General features: G+C 72.3%; 18 protein-coding genes. 11 read left to right on the forward strand and 7 right to left on the reverse strand.

The features are described 5' to 3' along the window. Positions 1 to 19: 19 nt before the first annotated feature. From KUM38_RS17225 to KUM38_RS17235, 3 genes are all read left to right on the forward strand, one after another. A complete protein-coding gene (locus tag KUM38_RS17225) occupies positions 20 to 754 on the forward strand; it encodes a FadR/GntR family transcriptional regulator (RefSeq protein WP_217130259.1) in 735 nt (244 codons plus the stop codon). A 144-nt stretch (positions 755 to 898) separates the two neighbouring features. Then, positions 899 to 2344 (forward strand): ethanolamine permease, encoded by a 1446-nt coding sequence (gene eat / locus KUM38_RS17230; protein WP_217130260.1) that lies wholly within the window; start codon positions 899 to 901, stop codon positions 2342 to 2344. A 21-nt stretch (positions 2345 to 2365) separates the two neighbouring features. Next, positions 2366 to 3133, forward strand: coding sequence for a gamma-glutamyl-gamma-aminobutyrate hydrolase family protein (locus KUM38_RS17235; RefSeq protein ID WP_217130261.1), 768 nt, complete (start codon positions 2366 to 2368; stop codon positions 3131 to 3133). Between the two features lie 43 nt (positions 3134 to 3176). Here KUM38_RS17235 and KUM38_RS17240 read toward each other — a convergent pair whose 3' ends face one another. Beyond that, the gene (locus KUM38_RS17240) at positions 3177 to 4118 is read right to left on the reverse strand and encodes a LysR family transcriptional regulator (RefSeq protein WP_217130262.1); all 942 of its coding nucleotides are present in this window, start codon (positions 4116 to 4118) and stop codon (positions 3177 to 3179) included. A gap of 70 nt (positions 4119 to 4188) precedes the next feature. On the opposite strand from KUM38_RS17240, the gene KUM38_RS17245 reads away from it, so the two are divergent. Next, entirely contained in the window at positions 4189 to 5355 is a 1167-nt protein-coding gene (locus KUM38_RS17245) for a TDT family transporter (protein WP_217130263.1), read from the forward strand. Here KUM38_RS17245 and KUM38_RS17250 read toward each other — a convergent pair. The 4 genes from KUM38_RS17250 to KUM38_RS17265 all read right to left on the reverse strand — a co-directional run bounded on the left by KUM38_RS17250 (position 5282) and on the right by KUM38_RS17265 (position 10709). After that, complete coding sequence (locus KUM38_RS17250; protein ID WP_217130264.1) at positions 5282 to 6010, reverse strand: helical backbone metal receptor; 729 nt, start codon at positions 6008 to 6010, stop codon at positions 5282 to 5284. The two genes, KUM38_RS17245 and KUM38_RS17250, sit on opposite strands and share 74 nt — an antisense overlap. Next, complete coding sequence (locus KUM38_RS17255) at positions 6007 to 6576, reverse strand: helix-turn-helix domain-containing protein (protein WP_217130265.1); 570 nt, start codon at positions 6574 to 6576, stop codon at positions 6007 to 6009. Before KUM38_RS17255 ends, KUM38_RS17250 begins: the two co-directional genes overlap by 4 nt. 430 nt (positions 6577 to 7006) lie before the next feature. Then, positions 7007 to 9625: an ABC transporter permease/substrate binding protein gene (locus KUM38_RS17260; protein WP_217130266.1), complete on the reverse strand. Its 2619-nt coding sequence runs from the start codon at positions 9623 to 9625 to the stop codon at positions 7007 to 7009. Beyond that, entirely contained in the window at positions 9618 to 10709 is a 1092-nt protein-coding gene (locus tag KUM38_RS17265) for a glycine betaine/L-proline ABC transporter ATP-binding protein (RefSeq protein ID WP_217130267.1), read from the reverse strand. The genes KUM38_RS17260 and KUM38_RS17265 overlap by 8 nt, the downstream gene beginning before the upstream one ends. A gap of 253 nt (positions 10710 to 10962) precedes the next feature. Between KUM38_RS17265 and KUM38_RS17270 the strand changes: the two genes are divergently transcribed. Continuing rightward, a complete protein-coding gene (locus KUM38_RS17270) occupies positions 10963 to 11868 on the forward strand; it encodes a 5'-3' exonuclease (protein WP_254397333.1) in 906 nt (301 codons plus the stop codon). Between the two features lie 105 nt (positions 11869 to 11973). Next, positions 11974 to 12822, forward strand: a complete 849-nt coding sequence (locus KUM38_RS17275) for a siderophore-interacting protein (protein ID WP_217130269.1) — start codon at positions 11974 to 11976, stop codon at positions 12820 to 12822. 337 nt (positions 12823 to 13159) lie between these two features. On the opposite strand, the gene KUM38_RS17280 is transcribed toward KUM38_RS17275, so the two are convergent. Further along, complete coding sequence (locus KUM38_RS17280) at positions 13160 to 13765, reverse strand: bifunctional 2-polyprenyl-6-hydroxyphenol methylase/3-demethylubiquinol 3-O-methyltransferase UbiG (RefSeq protein WP_217130270.1); 606 nt, start codon at positions 13763 to 13765, stop codon at positions 13160 to 13162. Between the two features lie 389 nt (positions 13766 to 14154). On the opposite strand from KUM38_RS17280, the gene KUM38_RS17285 reads away from it, so the two are divergent. Together KUM38_RS17285 and KUM38_RS17290 are read left to right on the forward strand one after the other, a co-directional pair. Beyond that, complete coding sequence (locus tag KUM38_RS17285) at positions 14155 to 14835, forward strand: response regulator transcription factor (protein ID WP_217130271.1); 681 nt, start codon at positions 14155 to 14157, stop codon at positions 14833 to 14835. After that, positions 14832 to 16163 carry a HAMP domain-containing sensor histidine kinase gene (locus tag KUM38_RS17290; protein ID WP_308408983.1) on the forward strand — a complete coding sequence of 444 codons (1332 nt, stop codon included), beginning with the start codon at positions 14832 to 14834 and terminating at the stop codon, positions 16161 to 16163. Before KUM38_RS17285 ends, KUM38_RS17290 begins: the two co-directional genes overlap by 4 nt. Here KUM38_RS17290 and KUM38_RS17295 read toward each other — a convergent pair. Then, on the reverse strand, positions 16069 to 17586 hold the full coding sequence (locus tag KUM38_RS17295; RefSeq protein ID WP_217130272.1) for an aromatic amino acid ammonia-lyase: 1518 nt from the start codon (positions 17584 to 17586) through the stop codon (positions 16069 to 16071). The genes KUM38_RS17290 and KUM38_RS17295 overlap by 95 nt on opposite strands. 62 nt (positions 17587 to 17648) lie before the next feature. Between KUM38_RS17295 and KUM38_RS17300 the strand changes: the two genes are divergently transcribed. From KUM38_RS17300 to KUM38_RS17310, 3 genes are read left to right on the forward strand one after another with little or no spacing between them, the layout of a single operon-like run. Then, the gene (locus KUM38_RS17300; RefSeq protein WP_217130273.1) at positions 17649 to 19223 is read left to right on the forward strand and encodes an NAD(P)-binding domain-containing protein; all 1575 of its coding nucleotides are present in this window, start codon (positions 17649 to 17651) and stop codon (positions 19221 to 19223) included. Next, a complete protein-coding gene (locus KUM38_RS17305; RefSeq protein ID WP_217130274.1) occupies positions 19220 to 20290 on the forward strand; it encodes an alpha-hydroxy acid oxidase in 1071 nt (356 codons plus the stop codon). Before KUM38_RS17300 ends, KUM38_RS17305 begins: the two co-directional genes overlap by 4 nt. Then, positions 20284 to 21654, forward strand: coding sequence for a cytochrome P450 (locus KUM38_RS17310; protein ID WP_217130275.1), 1371 nt, complete (start codon positions 20284 to 20286; stop codon positions 21652 to 21654). The genes KUM38_RS17305 and KUM38_RS17310 overlap by 7 nt, the downstream gene beginning before the upstream one ends. The last annotated feature ends 72 nt before the right edge of the window (positions 21655 to 21726 follow it).

The following is a 21726-nucleotide window of genomic DNA, read 5'->3' on the forward strand; positions in this document are numbered from 1 at the left end:
GGGAAGGGGGCACGGCCGAATGCCGGAGGACGCGGTGGGCGCGGTCGGGGACCGCCTGGCGCCGGTGCTGCGGCAGGTCCGCGCGGGCAACGGCTTCGAGGAGGCGCTGGAGCAGATCCTCCAGGTGGTGCGGCTGGGCCTGGTGGCGGGCGGGGAGCGGCTGCCGGCCGAGCGGGAGCTGGCGGAACGGCTGGGGATCAGCCGGGTGACGCTGCGCGAGGTGCTGAAGGTGCTCCAGGACCAGGGCCTCGTGGAGTCGCGGCGCGGCCGGTACGGCGGAACGTTCGTGCTGCCCCGTCCGACGGACACCGGCGGGGAGGAGCTGCGGCGGCGGATCGCCGGGGTCGACATCGAGGACGTGCTGCGCTTCCGTGAGGTGCTGGAGGTGGGCGCGGCGGGACTGTGCGCGGCGCACGGGCTGGCGGAGGAGCAGGCGGCGCGGCTGCGCGAGGCCCTGTCCGGCACGCGGGAGGCGCCGCTGACGGAGTACCGGCGTCTGGACACGCTGTTCCACCTCACCCTGGCGGAGCTGTGCGGCTCGCCGACGCTGACCGCGCAGTACGCGGCGGTACGGGCGACGGTGAACGACCTGCTGGACTGCATCCCGCTGCTGGTGCGCAACCTGGAGCACTCCCAGCGGCAGCACACCGCGCTGGTCGAGGCCGTACTGGAGGGGGACGCGGACGGGGCGCGGGAGATGATGCGCGAGCACTGCGCGGGGACGGCCGCGCTGTTGCGGGGGTTCCTGGCGTGAAGGTCCCCGGGGATGGGCACGGTTTACCGGGGATCGACGCAGAGGGCTTGCGCTGACGCCGTCCGCGCCACGAAGGTATGGGCCCACAAAGGTCTGGATCCGTTCCATTGCCCCCTCCGTCGCCGCCCCTTGGGGAGTCGCCTCGTGAGCCTTCCGTCCGCGTCCCACGATCCCGCCGGTGAGGCGGACGACTACCTCGAACGCAGGAAGCTGCGCCGCGGCAGCGCCGGCTGGCTGCTGCTGACCGGCCTCGGCGTCGCCTACGTCGTGTCCGGTGACTACTCGGGCTGGAACTTCGGCCTGGCCGAGGGCGGCTTCGGCGGCCTGGCGATCGCCATGGTGCTGATGGGAGCCATGTACACCTGCATGGTCTTCGCCCTCGCCGAGCTGTCCTCGGTCCTGCCCACGGCCGGCGGCGGCTACGGCTTCGCCCGCCGGGCGCTCGGCCCGTGGGGCGGGTTCCTCACCGGGACCGCGATCCTCATCGAGTACGTGCTCGCGCCCGCCGCGATCTCCATCTTCATCGGGGACTACGTCGAGTCGCTGGGCCTGTTCGGGCTGGAGTCCGGCTGGCCGGTGTACCTGGCCTGCTTCGTGATCTTCATCGGCATCCACCTGTGGGGCGTGGGCGAGGCGCTGCGCTTCAGCTTCGTCGTGACGGGCATCGCGGTGGCGGCGCTGGTGGTGTTCGCGCTCGGTGCGCTGCCCGACTTCGACGCCTCCTCGCTGGACGACATCCCGGTGGACCCCTCCGCGTTCGGCGCGAACTCCTGGCTGCCGATGGGACTGCTGGGTATCTGGGCGGCGTTCCCGTTCGGCATGTGGTTCTTCCTGGGTGTGGAGGGCGTACCGCTGGCCGCCGAGGAGACCAGGGAACCGGCCCGTACGCTGCCGAGGGCGATCCGCTGGTCCATGGGCATCCTGGTGGTGCTGGCCGTGGTGACCTTCTTCGCGGCGGCCGGGGCACGGGGCTCGGCCGCGGTCCAGGACGCGGGCAACCCGCTGGTGGAGGCGCTCCAGCCGGACGGCGGGGCGACGGCGCTGAGCCGGGTCGTGAACTACGCGGGCCTCGCGGGACTGGTCGCCTCGTTCTTCTCGCTGATCTACGCCGGTTCGCGGCAGCTGTTCGCGCTGTCCCGCGCGGGCTACCTGCCGAAGTTCCTCTCCCTCACCAGCAGCCGCAGGGCGCCGTACCTCGGTCTGCTGGTGCCGGGGGCGATCGGCTTCGCGCTGGCGGCCGGGTCGGGCAACGGCGCCCGCATGCTGAACATCGCCGTCTTCGGCGCGACGATCTCGTACGCGCTGATGTCGCTCTCGCACATCGTGCTGCGCCGCCGCGAGCCGGAGCTGCCGCGGCCGTACCGCACGCCGGGCGGGGTGCTCACCTCGTCGGTGGCGCTGGTGCTGGCCTGTGCGGCGCTGGTGGCGACGTTCCTGGTGGACGTGACGGCGGCGTTCATCGCGCTGGCGGTGTACATCGTGGCGGTGGCGTACTTCGGGCTGTACAGCCGCAAGCACCTGGTGGCGAAGGCGCCGGAGGAGGAATTCGCGGCGCTGGCGGCGGCCGAGGCGGAGTTGTCACGGGACTGAGGCACGGGAAAGGTGATCGGCATGACGGCCAGGCCACTCATCGGCATCAGCACGTACGCGGAGTCCGGTGTGCGCTGGGGAGTGTGGCGACTGGACGCCGCGCTGCTGCCGGCCGGCTATCCGCGGCTGGTGCAGCGGGCGGGCGGACTGGCCGCGATGCTCCCGCCGGACGCGCCGGAGCGGGCGGCGGCGACCGTGGCCCGGCTCGACGGCCTGGTCGTCGCGGGCGGCCCCGACGTGGAACCCGTCCACTACGGCGCCGAGCCCGACCCGCGCACCGGACCGCCCGCCCGGGCCAGGGACGCCTGGGAACTCGCCCTGATCGAGGCGGCCCTGGACCGCCGGATCCCGCTGCTGGGGATCTGCCGGGGCATGCAGCTGCTGAACGTCGCCCTGGGCGGCACCCTGGTCCAGCACATCGACGGCCACGCGGAGACCCCGGGTGTCTTCGGCCACCACCCGGTCAAGCCGGTCCCGGGCACGCTCTACGCCGACATCGCCCCGGAACAGACCTCCGTCCCCACTTACCACCACCAGTCGGTGGACCGCCTGGGCACCGGCCTGATCCCGTCGGCCTACGCGGAGGACGGCACGGTGGAGGCGATCGAACTCCCGGGACCCGCGTGGGTCCTGGGCGTCCAGTGGCACCCGGAAATGGGAAACGACCTACGCGTCATGCAAGCCCTGGTCAAAGATATCCGCGGGCAGTCGTGCCGCTGGGGCGGCACGGGTGGGCGGTGGGGGTCCCCCCGCTCGAGCGAAGCCGAGAGTGGGGGAGGCACCCCGTGAGCGCCGGGCTGCGCGACCCACCCCCGCCCAGCCACGACAAGGCTCACCCCCGCGTCAGCGACAACAGATCCCGCGCCGGCCCGGTCGGCCGATGCCCCGTGGGCCACACCGCCCGCAGATCCCGGGCAAGGGCAATCCCATTGACAGGAATCCGCACCAGCCGCCGCATCGCCAGCTCCTCCCCCACCGCGAGCTCGCTCAACACCGCCGGCCCCGCCCCACCCACCGCCGCCGCCTTCACCGCCGTGGTCGAGGACAACTCGATCAACGGCCGGGCCAATCCGCCCAGCGCGGCGTCCAGCACCTGCCGCGTCCCGGATCCCTTCTCCCGCAGGATCAACGGCGTACTGGCCAGCTCCTCCGCCGCGAGCGGCCGCCGCCGACGGGCCCACGCGTGCGACGGCGCGGCCACCACGATCAGCCGGTCATGGGCGATCACCACCGAGTCCAGCCCACCCGGCACCGTGAGCCCTTCCACGAACCCCACGTCCGCCTCCCCCGACAGCAGCCGCTCCGCCACCGCCGCCGAGTTCCCGGCCAGCAGCGACACCGCCGTGTCCGGCCGGTCCGCGCGCAGCGCGAGCAGCCAGCCCGGCAGCAGGTACTCGGCGATCGTCATGCTCGCCGCCACCCGCAGCCGCGAGTCCCTGCGGTCCCGCAGCGCCTGCGCGCCCACGTCGAAGGCCTCCGCCGCCTCCACGATCCGCCGCGCCCAGTCGGTGACCAGCGCCCCCGCGTCCGTCAGCCGCGACCCGCGCGGCGACCGGTCCACCAGGGCCACGCCGAGCTGCCGTTCCATCGACCGGACCCGGCTGCTGGCGGCGGGCTGGGTGATGCCCAGCTCCCGCGCCGCCCCGCCCAGACTCCCCAGTCGTGCCACCGCCAGCAGCAGCTCCAGCGCCCCGAGGTCCGGCACCCGGTGAGCCAGGGACCCCGGGCTCGCGGAGCGGTGCTCGGGATGGTCGTGGTCGTCCGTTCTGCTCATAAGCCCAGCTTATGCCGCCATAGAGGGGGGCTCCCTGGTGGCGGCGCTCCGCCGGTCCGACCGTATGACCATGGTCACCGCAACCCGGCCCCTGCCACCCCTTCCCCGTGCCACCGCACGGCCCCCGCGTACCGGCGCCCTCCGTCACCTCGGACCCAACTGGTACGCCTGCGTCATGGGCACCGCCGTCGTCGCCGGAGCGGGCGCCGCGCTCCCCGTGCACGCGCCCGGCTGGCACCCCTCCCTCACCGCTGTCTGGGCGCTGTCCCTCGTCCTCCTGGCGGTCCTGCTCGCCGCCCGCGCCCTGCACTGGGCCCGCCACCGCGACCGGGCCCGCGCCCACCTCCTCGATCCCGCCGTGGCCCCCTTCTACGGCTGCCTCTCCATGGCCCTGCTGGCCGTCGGCGGCGGCGCGCCCGTCCTCGGACGGGACTGGATCGGGCTGCGCGCGGCCGTCGCCCTCGACGCCGTGCTGTTCACCGCCGGTACGGCCGTCGGGCTGGCCGCCGCCGTGGCCGTCCCGTACCTCATGGCCGTACGCCACCGGGTGACGGCGCGGGAGGCGACGCCCGCCTGGCTGCTGCCGCTGGTCGCGCCCATGGTGTCCGCCGCGCTCGGGCCCCGCCTGGTGCCGTACCTCCCGGAAGGCCAGCCCCGCGCGACCCTGTTGCTGGCCTGCTTCGCGATGTTCGGGCTCAGCCTCCTCGCGACCCTGATCACGCTGCCGCTGGTCTTCGGCCGGCTGCTCACCGGCGGTCCGCCGCCCCTCGCGCTCACCCCGACGCTGTTCCTGGTGCTCGGACCGCTCGGCCAGTCCACGACCGCGGCCGGCGCCTTCGCGGACGTGGCGCCGGGGGTGGTGCCGGCGCCGTACGACGAGGGGTTCGGGGTGTTCGCCGTCCTGTACGGGGTGCCCGTCATGGGCTTCGCGCTGCTGTGGCTCTGCCTCGCCACCGCCCATGTCGTACGGGCGTGGCGGCAGGGGATGCGCTTCGCGATGACGTGGTGGTCGTTCACCTTCCCGGTGGGCACCTGCGTCACCGGTGCCGGTGCCCTCGCCTCGCACACCGGGCTGGTCGTCTACGACGCGCTGGCGTTCACCCTGTACGCCCTGCTGGCCGGGGCCTGGGCCGTCGCCGCCTGGCACACGGCGCGCGGTCTGTTCAGCGGCGCGCTGCCCGCAGGGCCCGCCCCAGCACCGCCGGGGCCTCGGCCAGCGACGGACCGTACCAGGTGAGGTGCCGGCCGTCGACGAGTGCGCAGGGCAGCCCGGGGAAGGCCTCCGGGCCGTCGTCGGCGGTGAAGCGGTAGGGCTCGTCGGGGAGCACGACGAGGTCCGGGTCCGCCGCGCGCAGCGCGTCGAGCGGGACGCGCGGATAGCGCTCCGGGTGGTGCGCGTACAGGTGGTCGACGCCGAGGCGGGAGAGCAGGTCGCCCGCGAAGGTGTCCCGGCCCAGCACCATCCAGGGCCGCCGCCAGACGGGCACGACCGCCGTCCGGCGTTCCGCGGGCGGGGGCAGGGCCGCCCAGGCGGCCTCGGCCTCGTCCAGCCAGCGGGGGCGGGCGGGCACCCCGCACGCCGTCAGCACCCGGTCCAGCTCGCGGAAGGCCTGGGGCAGCGTCCGCACCTCGGTCACCAGGACGTCGAGGCCCGCCGCGCGCAGGGCCGCCAGGTCGCTCTCGCGGTTCTCCTCCTCGTTGGCGACCACCAGCTCGGGGCCGAGGGCGACGATCCGGTCCACCTTCGGGTTCTTGGTGCCGCCGACGCGTACGACGTCCAGCCCGGCCGGACGCGTGCACCAGTCGGTGGCGCCGGCCAGGGAGCCGGGGGCGGAGAGCGCCACGGCCTCCGTCAGCGACGGGACGAGGGAGACGACCCTGACGGGACTCATCGGCGCGGCTTGTCCCGCAGCGCCTCGATGTGGTCGGCGACGGCGACGACCAGCAGCCGTGTCTCCGGGACCGTGGCCCGCCAGCGGTGCCGGACGCCTCCGGTGAGGTACAGGGTGTCGCCGCGGCCGAGACGGTACGCGCGGCCCTCCGCCTCGATCTCCACGGCGCCGTCCGCCACGTACATCAACTGGTCGTTGCGGAACTGGAGTTCACGGCCGGCGTCATGGTCGCCGGTGAATTCGGAGGCGTGCATCTGGTGGTGACCGCGCACCAGGGAGCGCACCTGCGGTTCCGCCCACGGCTCGGCGCCCTCGGCGCGGACGACGTCCACGCTGCACGCCGGGTCGGCGGCTGCGAGGAGCTCCACGGCGGTGGTGCGCAGGGCGTCGGCGACCTTCTCCAGGGAGCTCTGGCTGGGACGCGCTCTTTCGTTCTCGATCTGGCTGAGGAACGGGACCGACAGGCCGCTGCGCTCGGCCACGACGGCGAGGGTGAGGTCGAGCGCGCGGCGTCGCCGCCGCACGGCCGCGCCCACCCGCAGGGGCTGTTCCTTGTGATCGCCCATCGCTCCGGCTCCCTCCTCCGCCGATCGTCCCGCGCCCCGCGCGCCGCCGGTCCGGCGCACTCCTTTTCGTGAGTTGTCTGCACCCTACGCATGTTCGGCAAACCGTTTCAGGCGCCTGTCACGTCGCCGTCACACGCGACCGGCGCCGACCCGCCAGTTCGCGCCAGTCGCCCCACGGACCCCTCGTTCCTCCCGCGTGCGCGACAAAGGGTGTTCCCGCCATTGTTCCCCTCACCCGGCGGAAGGTCACGGGGAGGTTCGAGGAGGTTCGGGGAGAACATCACGCTGCGTGGTTGTCCGGATTCCCACCGTGCTCCCGCTCGGCCCCGGGCATGCCCGAGGGGCGCTCCGGACATGCCCGAGGGGCGGGCCCGGCCGCGCCGTCGGGTGCGGGTCCGGGCCCGCCCCTCGGGGGCGGCCGGTACGGCGGTTACCGCGGGGTCATCCGCTCCACCATGTCCGGGTGCTCCTCCAGCCAGGCGGCGACGGCCTCCTCCTCGTGACCCTGGCCGCGGTCCTTGATCTCGGCCTCCAGGGTGCCGAGCTCGTCCTCGCTCATCCGGAAGCCCTTGATCCACTCGGTGAGCTGCGGATACTGCTCCGGGAACTTCTTGCTGGCGATGGTGCGGATCGTGTTGCCCTCGCCGAAGGCCTTCTTGGGGTCCTTCAGCTTGGTCAGCTCGTAGTCGCTGTACGCCCAGTGCGGCGACCACAGGGTGACCGCGACGGGCTCCTTCTCGGCGAGGGCGCGCTTGAGCTCGGCCAGCATCGCCGGCGTGGAGCCGTCGACGACCTCGTACTCGTCCTCCAGGCCGTAGCCCGGCATGACCTCGTTCTTGAGCAGCTGCATCTCACCGGTGCCGGGCTCGATGCCGATGATCCGCCCGTCGAAGAGGTCGGCCTTGCCCTTGAGGTCCTCCAGGGACTTGACGTCCTTGACGTAGGAGGGGACGGCGATCTCCAGCGAGGTGGGCTCGTACCAGGTGCCCAGGTCGGTGAGCTTGTCCTTGCTCCTGTCCCAGTAGTTCTTCTGCGCGTACGGCAGCCAGGCGTCGAAGTTGAGGTCGAGGTCCCCGGAGGCGAGGCCGGTGTAGACCGGGCCGACGTCCATCTGCTTGAGGTTCATCGTGTAGCCGCGACGCTCCAGGACGTTCTTCCACAGGTAGGTGACGGCGACGTCCTCCTCCCAGGGGAACCAGGCCACGTCCAGCGGCCGCTTCGCCTCGGCCGGGGTGGCGCCGGAGCCGGACTCGACCGGGGCCAGCTCGTCGACCACGCCCGGGTTGGCCTTCAGCCAGGTCCGGACGGCGTCCTGCTGCCTGCCCTTGCCGGCCTTGTTGATCTCGGCTTCCAGGCCGGTGAGTTCCTCCTCGGTCATCGAGAAGTCCTTCAGCCACTTCCCGACGAGCGGGTTGTCGTCGGCGAAGCCCTTGCGCGACACCGTGTGCACGCCGTCGCCCTTGCCCCAGCTGCCCTTGGGGTCCTTCAGCTTCTTCAGGTCGTAGTCGCTGTACGCCCAGTGCGGCGACCAGAGGGTGACGACGACCGGTTCCTTCTTGCTGTAGGCCCGCTTGAGCTCGGCCAGCATCGCCGGCGTGGAGCTGTCGACGACCTCGTACTCCTTGTCCAGGCCGTACTCCTTGAGGACCTTGCTCTTCAGCAGGCCCATCATGCCGGCGCTGGACTCGATGCCGGTGATCTCCCCGCCGAAGACGGACGCCTTGCCCTTGAGGTCCTCCAGGCTGTCGACGTCCTTCATGTACGCCGGGACGGTCAGCTCCAGCGACGTCTCGCCGTACCAGGAGCCGAGGTCGTCGAGCTGCTTGCCGTACTTCTTCCAGTACGCCTCGTGGGTGGTGGGCAGCCAGGCGTCCGTCTGGAAGTCGACGTTGCCCTGCGCGAGGGCGGTGTAGAGCGGGCCGGCCTCGAACTGCTCGGCCTCGACCTCGAAACCGCGCCGCTCCAGGATCTCCTTCCACAGGAAGGTGGAGGCGACGCCCTCGTCCCAGGGGATGTAGCCGATGGTGATCTTCTTGCCGTCGCCGACGTTCTCGCCGTCGGCGGTGGTGCCGGAGCCGCCGGCGCCACCGCCGAAGATCCCCATGCCGCCCGCGACCAGGGCGAGGACGACGACACCGATCACGGCGACCTGCGGGCGGGGCCGGTAGGACCAGATCCTCAGCCCCTGCGCGGCGCGCGCCTTGGCGGCGGCGCGCCGGCCGAGCGGGGAGACCTGGGTGCCCAGGGCGCTGGTCATGCGGTCCAGGTAGATCGCCAGGACGACGATGGCGATGCCGGACTCGGCGCCGAGACCGATGTTGAGCTGCCCGATGGCCTCGATGACCGCGCCCCCGAGTCCGCCGGTGCCGACCATGCCGGCGATCGCGGCCATGGACAGGCCCAGCATGATGACCTGGTTCACGCCCGCCATCACCGTGGGCAGCGCCAGCGGCAGTTGCACGCGCAGCAGGGTGTTGCGGGGCGTGGTGCCGAACGCCTCGGCCGCCTCGACCAGTTCCTTGTCGACCTGGCGGATGCCCAGCTCGGTCATGCGCACGCCCGGGGCGAGCGCGAAGATCAGGGTGGCGACGATGCCCGGGGCGGAGCCGGTCCCGAAGAACAGGATCGCCGGGATGAGGTAGATCATCGCGGGCAGCGTCTGCATGAAGTCCAGGACCGGCCGGACCACGGCGCTGACCCGGTCGGAGCGGGCCGCCCAGATGCCCATCGGCACCGATATGACCAGCGCGATCACCGTGGCGACGATGACCAGTGACAGCGTCACCATCGAGTCCTCCCACAGTTCGAGGGAGTCCAGGAAGGCGAAGCCGGCGAAGGTGAGGACACCGGCGAAGGTGCCGCGCAGCCAGAAGGCGATCACCGCGAAGATGCCGCAGAGGATCAGCGGTTCGGGGGCCTGGAGGACGGCGTTGACGCCGTCGTAGGCGCCGGTGAAGACGGCCTTGAAGAAGTCGAACAGCCAGGTGACGTGGGCGAGCAGCCAGTCGACGGCGCTGTTGACCCAGTCGCCGAGCGGAATCCTAGGCACGGGCCATCACCTTCTCGCCGCCCTTGTCCCGGGGGGTGTCGCAGATCCCCGGGGCGGACTCCTCGTCGCCGAGGAAGCCGACCAGGCGCTGCCGGGGCACGACCCCGACGAGCGCGTCCTCCTGGTCCAGCACCGCCACGGGGTGCGGGACGCGGGCGCTGATCGCGCACAGGTCGGTGAACGGCGTGTCGGGCGTCGCGGTCTCGCAGCCGCAGTCGGCCTCGTCGCCGCGGACCTCGCGCTCCATCACGGCGCCGGCGGTGAGCACGCGGGAGCGGTCGACGTCCTGGGTGAAGGAGGCGACGTAGTCGTTGGCCGGGCGGATCAGGATGTCCTGCGCGGTGCCGATCTGCACGATGCGGCCGTCGCGCATCACCGCGATCCGGTCGCCCAGGCGCATGGCCTCGTTGAGGTCGTGGGTGATGAAGACGATCGTCTTCTTCAGGGTCTTCTGCAGTTCGAGCAACTGGTCCTGCATGTCGCGGCGGATCAGCGGGTCGAGGGCGCTGAAGGACTCGTCCATCAGCAGCAGGTCGGCGTCGGTGGCGAGCGCGCGGGCGAGCCCCACGCGCTGCTGCATGCCGCCCGACAGCTCGTCCGGCCACGACTTCTCCCAGCCGGCCAGGCCGCACAGGGCGAGCGCCTCGTCGGCGCGGCGTTCGCGCTCGGCGCGGGGCACGCCCTGCACTTCAAGACCGTAGGCGGCGTTGTCACGGACGCTGCGGTGCGGGAACAGCGCGAAGTGCTGGAAGACCATGCTGATCTTCTTGGAACGGACCTTGCGCAGCTCCCGGCCGGGCAGCGCGGTCAGGTCCTGGCCGTCGAAGCGCACGTGTCCGGCGGTGGGCTCCAGCAGGCCGTTCAGCATCCGCAGCAGGGTGGACTTGCCGGAGCCCGACAGGCCCATGACGACGAAGATCTCGCCCGGCTCCACCGTGAACGAGGCGTCGATGACGGCGGCGGTGGTGCCGTCGGCGCGCAGTTCCTCCCGGTCGGTCTCCTTCTGGCGCAGTCGTTCGACCGCCTGGTCCGGTCGTCTGCCGAACACCTTGAACAGATGCTCGGCCTCAAGCCTGGATGACACGCGTACCTCTTGTCTCGACGGCAATGGCAGGAGCGATGCCCGGCGGACGGCTCACGCGGCCCACAACAGTTGAATCTGTAACCGGCATCGCTCCGGGGCCGCGCCTCCCCGGTTTTGCACAGGACAAACGTTTTGGTGTGATGCCTCACACAGGTGGCACAGGACGCAACTTGTTGCGCGTCACGCACTCGCGCGCTTCTGCGGAGCGCTGTCAGCGGTGTGCGGCATGATGCGGGACGTGACCGGACGACTGATGCTTCTCGACACCGCCTCCCTGTACTTCCGCGCCTACTTCGGCGTCCCGGAGTCCGTCAGGGCCCCGGACGGCACGCCGGTGAACGCCGTGCGCGGACTGCTCGACTTCATCGACCGCCTGGTGAAGGACCACCGGCCGGACCACCTGGTGGCCTGTATGGACGCCGACTGGCGCCCGAAGTGGCGGGTGGAGCTGATCCCCTCCTACAAGGCGCACCGCGTCGCCGAGGAGCGCGCGGCGGGTCCGGACGAGGAGGAGGTGCCGGACACGCTGTCCCCGCAGGTACCGGTCATCGAGAGCGTGCTCGACGCGGTGGGCATCGCGCGGGTGGGGGTCGCCGGGTACGAGGCGGACGACGTGATCGGCACGTTCACCGCCCGCGCGGGCGGGCCGGTCGACATCGTCACCGGCGACCGCGATCTGTACCAGCTGGTGGACGACGCGCGCGGGGTGCGCGTGCTGTATCCGCTGAAGGGCGTCGGCACGCTCCAGGTCACCGACGAGGCCGTGCTGCGCGAGAAGTATGGGGTGGACGGCGGAGGGTACGCGGATCTGGCGCTGCTGCGCGGCGATCCGAGCGACGGTCTGCCGGGCGTGCCGGGCATCGGGGAGAAGACGGCGGCCAAGCTGCTGGCCGAGTTCGGCGACCTGGCCGGGATCCTGGCGGCCGTGGACGACCGACAGGCCAGGCTCACGCCGTCGCAGCGCAAGCGTCTGGACGAGGCGCGGCCGTATCTCGCGGTCGCCCCCAAGGTCGTCCGGGTCGCGGACGACGTCCCGCTCCCGGACGTCGACACGGCACTGCCGCGCGGGCCGCGCGACCCGGCCGGGGTGGAGTCCCTGGCCGCCCGATGGGGCCTGGGCGGCTCGCTGCAGCGCCTGCTGACGACCCTCTCGGCGTGAGCCGCACACATCGCTGAACCGGGCGGAGTCTCCGCCGACGAGGTGTCGACCGGGATCGAGGTGCTAACTTAGGTAACCCTAACTGTGACAGCTGGGAGGCTCCTCATGGCAGAGCGACCGGTACGCGCCCCGCGCGCGCCGCACACCGCCGAGGTCGTCCGCACCGAGCGGCTGACCCCGCACATGCAGCGCGTGGTGCTCGGTGGTGAGGGCCTCTCCGACTTCTCTGCGGACACCTGCACCGATCACTACGTCAAGCTGCTGTTCCCGGCCGCGGGGGCGACGTATCCGGAGCCCTTCGACCTCCAGCGCATCCGCGAGGAGTTCCCGCGCGAGCAGTGGCCGGTGACCCGGACGTACACGGTGCGGCAGTGGGACGCCGAGCACCGTGAGCTGACCCTGGACTTCGTGGTCCACGGTGACGAGGGCCTGGCGGGTCCCTGGGCGGCGAACGTCCGGCCGGGCGAGGTCGTCCGGTTCATGGGTCCTGGCGGCGCCTACGCGCCCGACCCGGCGGCCGACTGGCACCTGCTCGTCGGCGACGAGAGCGCGCTGCCCGCGATCGCCCGCTCGCTGGAGGCTCTGCCGCACGGTGCCAGGGCGTTCGCCTTCGTGGAGATCTCCGGCCCCGACGAGGAGCAGAAGATCGACTCCGATGTGGAGGTCCGCTGGCTGCACCGCGGCGACCGGCCCGTCGGCGAGGCCCTGGTGGAGGCCGTCCGGAATCTCGACTTCCCGGAGGGCCGGGTGCACGCCTTCGTGCACGGCGAGGCCCACTTCGTGAAGGAACTGCGTCGGCTGCTGCGGGTCGAGCGCGGCATCCCGCGCGAGGACCTGTCGATCTCCGGCTACTGGCGGCTCGGCCACAACGAGGACGGCTGGCAGGCCTCCAAGCGCGAGTGGAACGCCCGCATCGAGGCGGAGCAGGAGAGCACGGGGGCCGCCACCGCCTGACCGGTCGGGATGCCGGTCCGGTGTGCTCGCCGTAGCGCGGGGCCGGGTCCCCGCCGCGTCGACGGCCCCGGCAGGCGGGCGGCCCGGCGACCGGCCGCGCGGGCCACGGCCGGCGGCAGCGCGCCGATGGTGGTGACCTGGTATGTCCGCGATCTCCGGTAAGACACTTCTACCCTGGTCGACCTGGGGATCCGTAAGTGTCGCCCCGCATCATCGGCAGGCGTCCCCCTTCGGGCCGCCGAAGACGCCGACTGACCGGAGGAGCCTTCCCGCGGACTGCGCGGCGTGGCCGCCGGACTTCCCGGGGGCCCGGTGATCGGGACGTACGGCCCCGTCCTCACCGACGGTGGACGCTGACGGCATAGCCGCCGCCGTCGTAAGGATCGGCGTCCCAGGTGGCGAAGCGGTCGACGAGGGTGAGGCCGGCCGCGACGCAGCAGTCGTCGTACTCCGACAGCGTGAGGCCGGGCGGCACGGGCAGGTGTGCTTCGTCCAGGCCGAAACCCGCGACCAGCAGGCCGCCCGGACGCAGGGCTGCGGACAGGTTTTCGAGCACGGTGGTCTCGGTGCCGGGAGCGAGCAGCGGGAAAACATTGCCTGCGGCAACGACGAGATCGAAGCCCGCTGTGATGCCGAGCGGGGCCGGCTCGAACTCCGCCAGATCATGCTGGAACCAGGGCAGTCCGGGTGCCTGCTTCCGCGCCACCGCCAGCATCGACGCGTCGAGATCCACCCCGACACAGTCGTACCCCAGCTCCGCGAGCCGGATCATGACCCGCCCGGTACCGCATCCGGCGTCCAGCACCCGTGCTCCGGGAGGCACGAGAGCGGCGCAGAACCGCGCCTCCCCATGCACGTCCTCGCCGCTACGGGCCAGGGCCGCGAACCGTGCGGCGTAGTCCTCTCCGGACGTCTTCTCGGCCAACTCGGTCCAGCGGTTCATGAGGCTGAGTGTAGACCGACCGGGTGGCCGCTCGAGGGAGCGGCTGGACTCGCGGTGCCGGGAACCGGCGCGGGGAAGGGCACCGCGCCGTCCACGCGCTTCCTCACAGCGCGCCCCGGCACCACCGGCAGCACGGCGACGGAGGGGTCGGCAGGCCGGGGCTGTCCCGACGTGCGGGGAGAAGACCAGGATGCCGGCCTCGCGTCCTCGGCCGGTACGAGGCGCGGTGACTTGTTCGTCACTCGGCCGTTCACCGGGTCCGGCTGACGCCCGCCGCCGCGCCCTCCCTGGGTCGTTCCTCGTTCGGCCGCCTCCTCGCCCGTCCGGGAACCCCCTTCCGCGCACGGGCGTTGACAGGGGTTGCGGGGAGGGGCGAGGGGAGGACAACTGTGACACAGAGACACTCGCGGGATCCTTGGCGGCTGCTGTTGGTCGAGGACGACCGGGAACTGGCCGACATGCTCTCCGGCGTACTGCGGGAGGAGGGGTACGCGGTCGACATCGCGACCGACGGGCAGCGAGGCCTGCATCTCGGCCTCTCCCGGCAGTACGACGTGCTCGTCGTCGACCGGCGTCTGCCGGCGCTCGACGGCCTCGACCTCCTGAGGCGGTTACGGTCCCGCACCGTCCGGACGCCGGTCTTGCTGCTGACCGCGATGGGTGCGGTGCACGACCGGGTGGACGGGCTGGACGCCGGCGCCGACGACTACCTCGCCAAGCCGTTCGAGCTCGACGAACTGAGCGCCCGATTACGGGCGTTGTGCCGACGGGCGCTCGACACGACCGATGTTCTCAGGATCGGATCGGGGCATCTGCATGTGGGACGCCGGGAGGTCGAGCTGGCCAGCGGCGAGCAGGTCGCCCTCGCCGCCCGGGAGTTCGCGTTGCTGTGGGCGCTCGCCTCGCGTCCCGCGATCGTGCACTCGCGGGCGGAGCTGCGCCGGCTGGTGTTCCAGGAAGCGCCCGCGCCCTCCATCGTCGACACCTACGTCTACTACCTCCGCCGCAAGCTCGGCCGGCAGATCGTGCGCACGGTCCGCGGTCTCGGTTACCGCCTGGGGGGGCTGTGAGGCCGCCGGCGCCCGCCGAGTGGGCGGCGGTGCGCCGGGCGCGTCTGCGGATCGCCGTGATCACCGGGGCGATCATCACGCTGCTGATCACGGTCGTCGGCGGCATCTCGCACTCCGTGATGGTGCACGCGCAGAACGATCAGGTGTGGCGTGAGTTGCGCTACGGCGCGGGCTACGGCGACCTTACCAGCCCTCCGGTGTGCACCTGGCTGTACGCACCCGGCATGACCCCCCTGTCCAACGCACCGGACGGATTCCCGTTGCGCGCCGACGTGAGCCGGGTGCGCGTCACCCGCGAGGCCGTGGAGCGCACCGTGGAACGTAACCACACGGTCTACCTGGTGCGTACGCAGGTCCGGGCGGACGGGGATGTGGTGCAGGCGGTGTTCGACATGCGCTTCCAGCTGGCCGACCGTAACCATCTGTGGTTCGCACTGGGTGTGGCCGAACTGGTGGGGCTGCTCGCCGCGGCCGTGACCGGGGCGCTCCTCGGGCGACGGGCCGTGGCCCCTCTGGCGGAGGCCCTCACCCGGCAGCATCAGTTCGTCACGGACGCCAGTCACGAGCTGCGCACCCCCATCACCCAGGTGCACACGCGGGCCCAGGTGCTGGCCCGGCAAGCGGCCGACCAGGATCTGCCGGTCCCGCATCGCGACGGGCTGGCCCGGCTGGTCGTCTCGGCCGGCCGGCTCGGCGAGGTGCTCGACGACCTGCTGCTGTCCGCGAGCCTCGCGGCAGGCCCGGCACGGCCGCCGGAACGCCGACCGGTCGATCTGGTCGCGCTGGCCCGGACCGTGGTGGCCGAGGAGTCGGACCGGGCGCGGGCCCGTCGCCTCACCGTCGTCGTGGACGGCCCTCCACATCCCCTCTTCGTCGACGGCATAGAGTCCGCGCTGCGCCGCGCCGTCGGTGAGCTGCTGTCCAACGCGATCAGCCACAGCCCGGCCGAGGGGCGGATCGAGGTGACGCTGTCGCGCTCCGCCGGCATGGTCGTACTGGCCGTCACGGACTCCGGGCCCGGGTTCGAACCGGCGACGGTGGAGCAGCTGTTCCAGCGGTTTCACCGCGGCGACGGCGGACGGTACGGGCTGGGGCTCGCGCTGCTGCGGGAGGTCGTCACGCGCCATCAGGGCACGGTCGCCGCCACCGGCCGTCCGGGCCACGGCGCCCGGTTCGTCATCCGGCTGCCGGAGTACGGGCCACAGCCTGCCGAGCTGACTCTGGCGGGTCCGGTCACGACAGTTCGCGCGCGGCGAGCAGGCGTGCTGCGGCGCGGACGTCCGCGTCCAGCGGACGGTCCGGCTCGACCGGGGGGATCACCTCGATGAGAGCGTCGAGGAGTTCCGCGCAGCGGGGCGCGGTGGGGCGGCGGGCACCGACGTGGACGGCCTGGCGCAGACCGAGCGCGAGCGAGCCGGCCAGCAGGCCGAGCAGCTCCGCCATGTCGTAGGAGCGCAGGGCGGCCTGGGTGCCGAACGGTACGACGTCCTGGTTGTGCAGGTTCGTCGGCAGGCTCTGCATGCCTGCTGGTGTCGCGTTGCGGCGGATCTCCGCGACGAACGCGGTGCCGGCCAGCTGGACACCCTGGAGACCGTGCTGCAGGCCCGGTGCGGTGGCGAGCATCGGCGGCAGCCCTCCATTGCGTGCCGGATCCGTCAGCAGGTCGAGCTGGCGTTCGGCGAGGTTGCCCAGCTGGGCGGTGACGGAGGCGAGCAGGTCGGCCGCGAACGCGGCGGGCTGCCCGAAGAAGTTCCCGCCATGCACCACCTTTCCCTTCTCCGCGTCGTCGTCGGGGAAGAACAGCGGGTTGTCGCTGACGCCGCCGAGATCCGCGGCGACCACACCGTCGACGTAGCGCAGCGCGTCCTCGGCGGCGCCGAGCAACTGCGGTGCGCAGCGGATGCTGTACGGCTCCTGCAGCGGCCGGGTGCCGGAGGGGACGATGCCGGTGAGCGTCTCCCGCATCCGCGCGCCGGCGTCGATCGCTCCGGTGTGGCCGTAGACGCGCAGCAGGTCCCCGTCGAGGAAACCCGGCTCGCAGCCGAGCGTGTCGGCCAGCAGACAGGTGAGGGCCATGAGTGAGCGGTGCGCCGTGCGGACGGTGTCGCGGGCGAGTGCCAGCGCGGCCGTGGTGACGGAGGTGCCGTTGACGAGGGCCAGCGCGTCGCGGCCGTCCAGTGCGAGCGGGCGGAGCCCGGCGACGGTCAGTGCCTCACCGGCCGGCATGCGGCGACCGTCCACGTAGGCGTGCCCCCGGCCGCGCAGTGCCTGGGTGGCGTAGGCGAGCGGGATCAGGTCACCGCTCGCCCCGACGGAGCCGTAGCGGGGGACCGCGGGCGAGAACGTCGTGGCGAACATCGCGGCGAGCCGGTCGACGACCTCCGCGGACACGCCGGAGAAACCCTGGGCGAGGGACCAGGTGCGCAGCAGGAGGGCGGCGCGGCTGATCTCGTGCGGCAGGTCCGGTCCCTGACCGGCCCCGAGGTGGGCCAGGGTGTTGTCGCACTGGTCCGCCTCGTCGGGGCGGCCGGCGTACCCCACGAGTGCGCCGAATCCGGTGGTGGCGCCGTAGATCCTGGGGGATTCGCCACCGCTGTCACCGTGCCGCAGGCCGTGGAGGAACCGGCGGCCGCGGCCCAGCCGCGCCCGGACCCCGGCGTCCACGCCGACGGTGAGCGGCGTCGCGGCGCGGCGCAGCGCGGCGGGGTCCAGGGGGCCGGTGAGTGAGACCGTATCCGTAGGGGTGAGCACGTCCGGAAACGTAGACGGGGAATCTCAGAGTGCTCTGAGATCCGGTGACTAGCTTCCGGAGCATGACCCATGACTACCTGATCATCGGTGCGGGGCCCGCCGGACTCCAGCTTGCCGCCTTGCTGGAGCGGGACGGCGCGGACTACGTCGTTCTGGAGCGCGGCAGTGGTCCGGGTACGTTCTTCACGCGGTTCCCCCGGCACCGCTATCTGATCTCGAACAACAAGGTGCACACGGGGTACGACGATCCGGAGTTGCGGCTGCGGATGGACTGGAACTCCCTGCTGAGCGACGACCCGGAGCTGCTGTTCACCCGGTACAGTCCCCGCTACTTCCCGCCGGCCGACGACCTGGTGCGCTACCTGTCGGACTTCGCCTCCCGGACCGGGGTGCGCGTGCGGTACGACACCTCCGTCGAGAAGGTCTCCCGCGACACCGAGGGCTTCACCGTCACCGACCACACGGGAAAGGCGTGGCGTGCACGGCGTCTGGTGGCCGCCACCGGAGTGCCCGTACCGAACCTGCCGTCGATCCCGGGCATCGAGCTCGCCGAACGCTACGACACGATCGACACCGATCCGAAGTCCTTCACCGATCAGCGGGTGCTCATCATCGGCCGGGGCAACTCCGCCTTCGAGACGGCCGAGAACCTGATGGAGACCGCGGCGGTCATCCACGTCGTCGGCTCGGGCTCGCTGAAGATGGCCTGGCGGACGCACTATGTGGGACACCTGCGCGCGGTCTACAACAACTTCTTGGACAGCTACCAGCTGAAGTCGCAGAACGCTCTCCTCGACGGCCGGGTGCTCGCGATCAGACGTGAGCCGGACGGTTTTCACGTGCCGGTCTCCTTCGAGCGGGTCGACGAGGTGGTCAAGGAGATCCGCTACGACCGGGTGATCGTCGCGACCGGCTTCCGGTTCGACGACTCGATCTTCGACGACACCTGCGCGCCGGACCTGATCGTCGACGGCCGCTTCCCGGAGTTGACGCCTCTCGGCGAGTCGGTCAACGTGCCCGGCCTGTACTTCGCGGGGACGCTGATGCAGGGCCGCGACTTCGGAAAGGCCACGACCGGCTTCATCCACGGCTTCCGCTACACGGTGCGGGCGCTGCACCGCGGACTGCGGCAGCGCCACGACAAGGTGCCCTGGCCGACGACGGTGCTCGGGGAGGCCACGGAGCGGGCCGTCGACACCGTGATCGCCCGCGTCAACCGGTCCTCCGCGCTGTGGCAGCAGTTCGCCGTCCTCGGTGACCTGCTGCTCCTCGACCCGGACGGCACACTGCGCTACGCCGAGGAGGTGCCGGTCGCCCACGTGCCGGGCGCCGTGGGCGCCGGGGACTTCGGTGAGGTGGACGCCTACGCGGTGATCACGCTGGAGTACGGGGAGGACCACGACCGGGTGGACCCCTTCGACGTCACCGCGGGCCGCAAGTCCCAGCAGGACGTGTCGGGCCTGGACGGACGCTATCTGCACCCGGTCGTCCGCTGGTACCGGGACGGCGAGTTCGTCGCCGAGCACCACCTCACCGAGAACCTGGAGAACGAGTGGGACAGCGAGGAGGTCCACCGGGCCCCGCTGGACGCCTTTCTCACCACGCACCGGAGCCCGGCCGCCCCGGTGGCGCCGTGACGCTCCGGGAACTGCACGACAGCGCACGGAAGACACTGGATCCGACGCGCTACGACTACGTGGCGGGCGGCGCGGGCGAGGAACGCGTCCTCGCCGGCAACGAGAAGGCGTTCGCCCGGTACGCGCTGCTGCCGAGGGTGCTGAGCGGCGCCGAGACGCGGGACACCGCCGTCGATCTGCCGGGGGCCCGGCAGGCGGCGCCGGTGATCGTCGCACCGACCGCCTTCCACCGGCTGGCGCACCCGGGCGGCGAGCGGGCCACGGCCCGTGCCGCCGCGGCCGAGGGCGCCGTCCTGGTGACGGGGACGGCCGCGACCACCGCGGTCCTCGACGTCGTCGCCGCGGCGCGCGAAGCGGCGCCCGACCCGGCCGTGTGGTTCCAGCTGTATCTGCACCCCCGCCGGGAGGTCACCGGGGCCCTCGTCCGGCGCGCCGAGGAGGCGGGCTGCACGGCGCTGGTGGTCACCGTCGACTCGCCGGTGTTCGGCCGGCACACCAGAGACCTGCGTAACGGGTTCACCGACCTGCCGCCCGGATTCGCCGCGGAGAACATGCGCGACCTGCCCGGTGCCGAGCCGGGCGCGCTCACCGCCATCCCCATGTCCCCGGCGGTGCGCTGGCCGGACTTCGCCGAGTCCCTGCGCGGCACCTCGCTTCCCGTGCTGATCAAGGGAGTACTGCATCCGGACGACGCACGGCTGGCCGTCGAGCACGGTGCGGCCGGGGTGATCGTCTCCAACCACGGGGGCCGCCAGTGCGACGCGGTCCCGGCGGCCGTGGACTGCCTGCCCGCCGTCGCCGAGGCGGTCGCGGGCCGGGTACCGGTGCTGCTCGACGGAGGGGTGCGCCGGGGCAGCGATGTCGCGGTGGCGCTCGCGCTGGGCGCGAGCGCCGTCGGCGTGGGACGCCCGGTGGTATGGGGTCTGGCCGCCGAGGGGGAGACGGGGGTACGGCGGGTCCTCGCGACACTGTGCGACGAGTATGACCACACGCTCGCCCTGTGCGGCGGGCGCCGAAACGCCGATCTGACGGCCGACATGGTCGTACGGAACGGGGGACCGTGGTGAGGAACCGGACGGGCACGGAGGCATGGTGGCTGCCGCGCGCCGTGGTGGCGCTGCGCGTACGCATCTTCGAGAAGGTCAACGGAGACCGGGTGGTGACCCTGCCCAACGCCACCCACGGGCCGGAGGTGTTCGAGCGGGTCTACGCCCACCCGGCCGCGAACGGGCGGAGCGAGGGGGCGGGCCTGTCCGACCTGTTCTGGTACTGGCTGGCGCCGGGGCCCGAGGTGCACCAGGAGCACCTGGAGCCCGGCGAACGCTACGAGGACGTCGCCGCGACCACGCGGCGCATCCTGGCCGGGAACTCGGCCGATCTCACGACGGCGGCCGCCCGCGCCGTCGCCGGTGCGCTGGACACCCTGCCGGGCACGCGGATCAGCCTCGTACGGCTGCGGGACCTGATGATGCCCGCGTGGGCCGAGTTCTGTTATGAGCTGGTCTTCCAGGAGCCGTGCCCGCCGCGTGCCCGGGACCTGATCACCGCTCACGCCGATGACGTGATCACCGCGCTGAAGTGCACCGGTCTGCGCCATCCGCGGCGCCGGGCCCGGCTGACCACCTATCTGCGGGACCGGGTCGCGGCCGGCCACGTTCCGCACCGGCTGCCTGCCTCGCTGTCGATGCGGGAACAGGTGCACTACCTGCAAGGGACCTTCTTCAACACGGCGGTCGTGCAGCTGTCCGAGGCGACCGCGCACGTCCTGCTCGCCCTCGCCCACCACCCGCGGGTGCAACAGCGCCTGGCCGCCGCTCCCGAGGACGACCGGTACCTGACGCGGGTGCTCGACGAGACGATGCGGCTGTACCCGTTGTTCGGCATCGCCCACCGCATCACCACGGGTGAGATCCCACTCGACGAAACGACGGTGCTGCCGGCCGGCTCCGTGGTGTGCTTCAGCTACCCCGACTACCACGCCACCGGGTACGAACGGCCCGACGTGTTCGACCCGGACCGCTGGACCCGCCTGACCGCCAAGGACGTCCATCACATCCCGTACGGCGTGGCGGCGAACCGTCCCTGTCCGGCCTGGCGGATCTCGCCGCTCGTGCTGCGGGCCGCGGTCCGCGAGGTGCTGGGCCGCTTCCGGCTGGACTCGACGGCCGCGCACACCCGCTCCAATCCGCACCGGGCGCCGTGTCTGCTGATTCCGCGCGGCCTGCCTGCCGAGCCCCGCCGCCTGAACGCGTTGCGGAGCTTCGTCCGGCTGCGGGACGGGGTGGAGGACGTCACCCGCGGCGTACGCCAGCTGGTGCTCGGCACGGTCATGGTCCTGCACGCCCGCCGACGGCGTCCGGCGGCACGGTACTTCGCCGAGCGGCGGGCCGGACGCTGTCCGGTCCCCCACCCGGGAAAAGAGAACGGATGACTCACACGGGGTTCGGCCCCGCGTTCGTTCCGGCGGTCGTGATGACCCCGGCCGGCTGGCGGGGGTCGCGAG

Origin of the sequence: Streptomyces sp. AC558_RSS880 (assembly GCF_019049255.1) — a bacterium.
Taxonomy (GTDB): domain Bacteria; phylum Actinomycetota; class Actinomycetes; order Streptomycetales; family Streptomycetaceae; genus Streptomyces.

Excerpts from the sequence above, each read along its gene's own strand:
- KUM38_RS17225 (WP_217130259.1), top strand. The coding sequence starts at position 20 with ATGCCGGAGGACGCGGTGGGCGCGGTCGGGGACCGCCTGGCGCCGGTG.
- KUM38_RS17235 (WP_217130261.1), top strand. The coding sequence starts at position 2,366 with ATGACGGCCAGGCCACTCATCGGCATCAGCACGTACGCGGAGTCCGGT.
- KUM38_RS17240 (WP_217130262.1), bottom strand. The coding sequence starts at position 4,118 with ATGAGCAGAACGGACGACCACGACCATCCCGAGCACCGCTCCGCGAGC.
- KUM38_RS17245 (WP_217130263.1), top strand. The coding sequence starts at position 4,189 with ATGGTCACCGCAACCCGGCCCCTGCCACCCCTTCCCCGTGCCACCGCA.
- KUM38_RS17250 (WP_217130264.1), bottom strand. The coding sequence starts at position 6,010 with ATGAGTCCCGTCAGGGTCGTCTCCCTCGTCCCGTCGCTGACGGAGGCC.
- KUM38_RS17255 (WP_217130265.1), bottom strand. The coding sequence starts at position 6,576 with ATGGGCGATCACAAGGAACAGCCCCTGCGGGTGGGCGCGGCCGTGCGG.
- KUM38_RS17270 (WP_254397333.1), top strand. The coding sequence starts at position 10,963 with ATGCTTCTCGACACCGCCTCCCTGTACTTCCGCGCCTACTTCGGCGTC.
- KUM38_RS17275 (WP_217130269.1), top strand. The coding sequence starts at position 11,974 with ATGGCAGAGCGACCGGTACGCGCCCCGCGCGCGCCGCACACCGCCGAG.
- KUM38_RS17280 (WP_217130270.1), bottom strand. The coding sequence starts at position 13,765 with ATGAACCGCTGGACCGAGTTGGCCGAGAAGACGTCCGGAGAGGACTAC.
- KUM38_RS17300 (WP_217130273.1), top strand. The coding sequence starts at position 17,649 with ATGACCCATGACTACCTGATCATCGGTGCGGGGCCCGCCGGACTCCAG.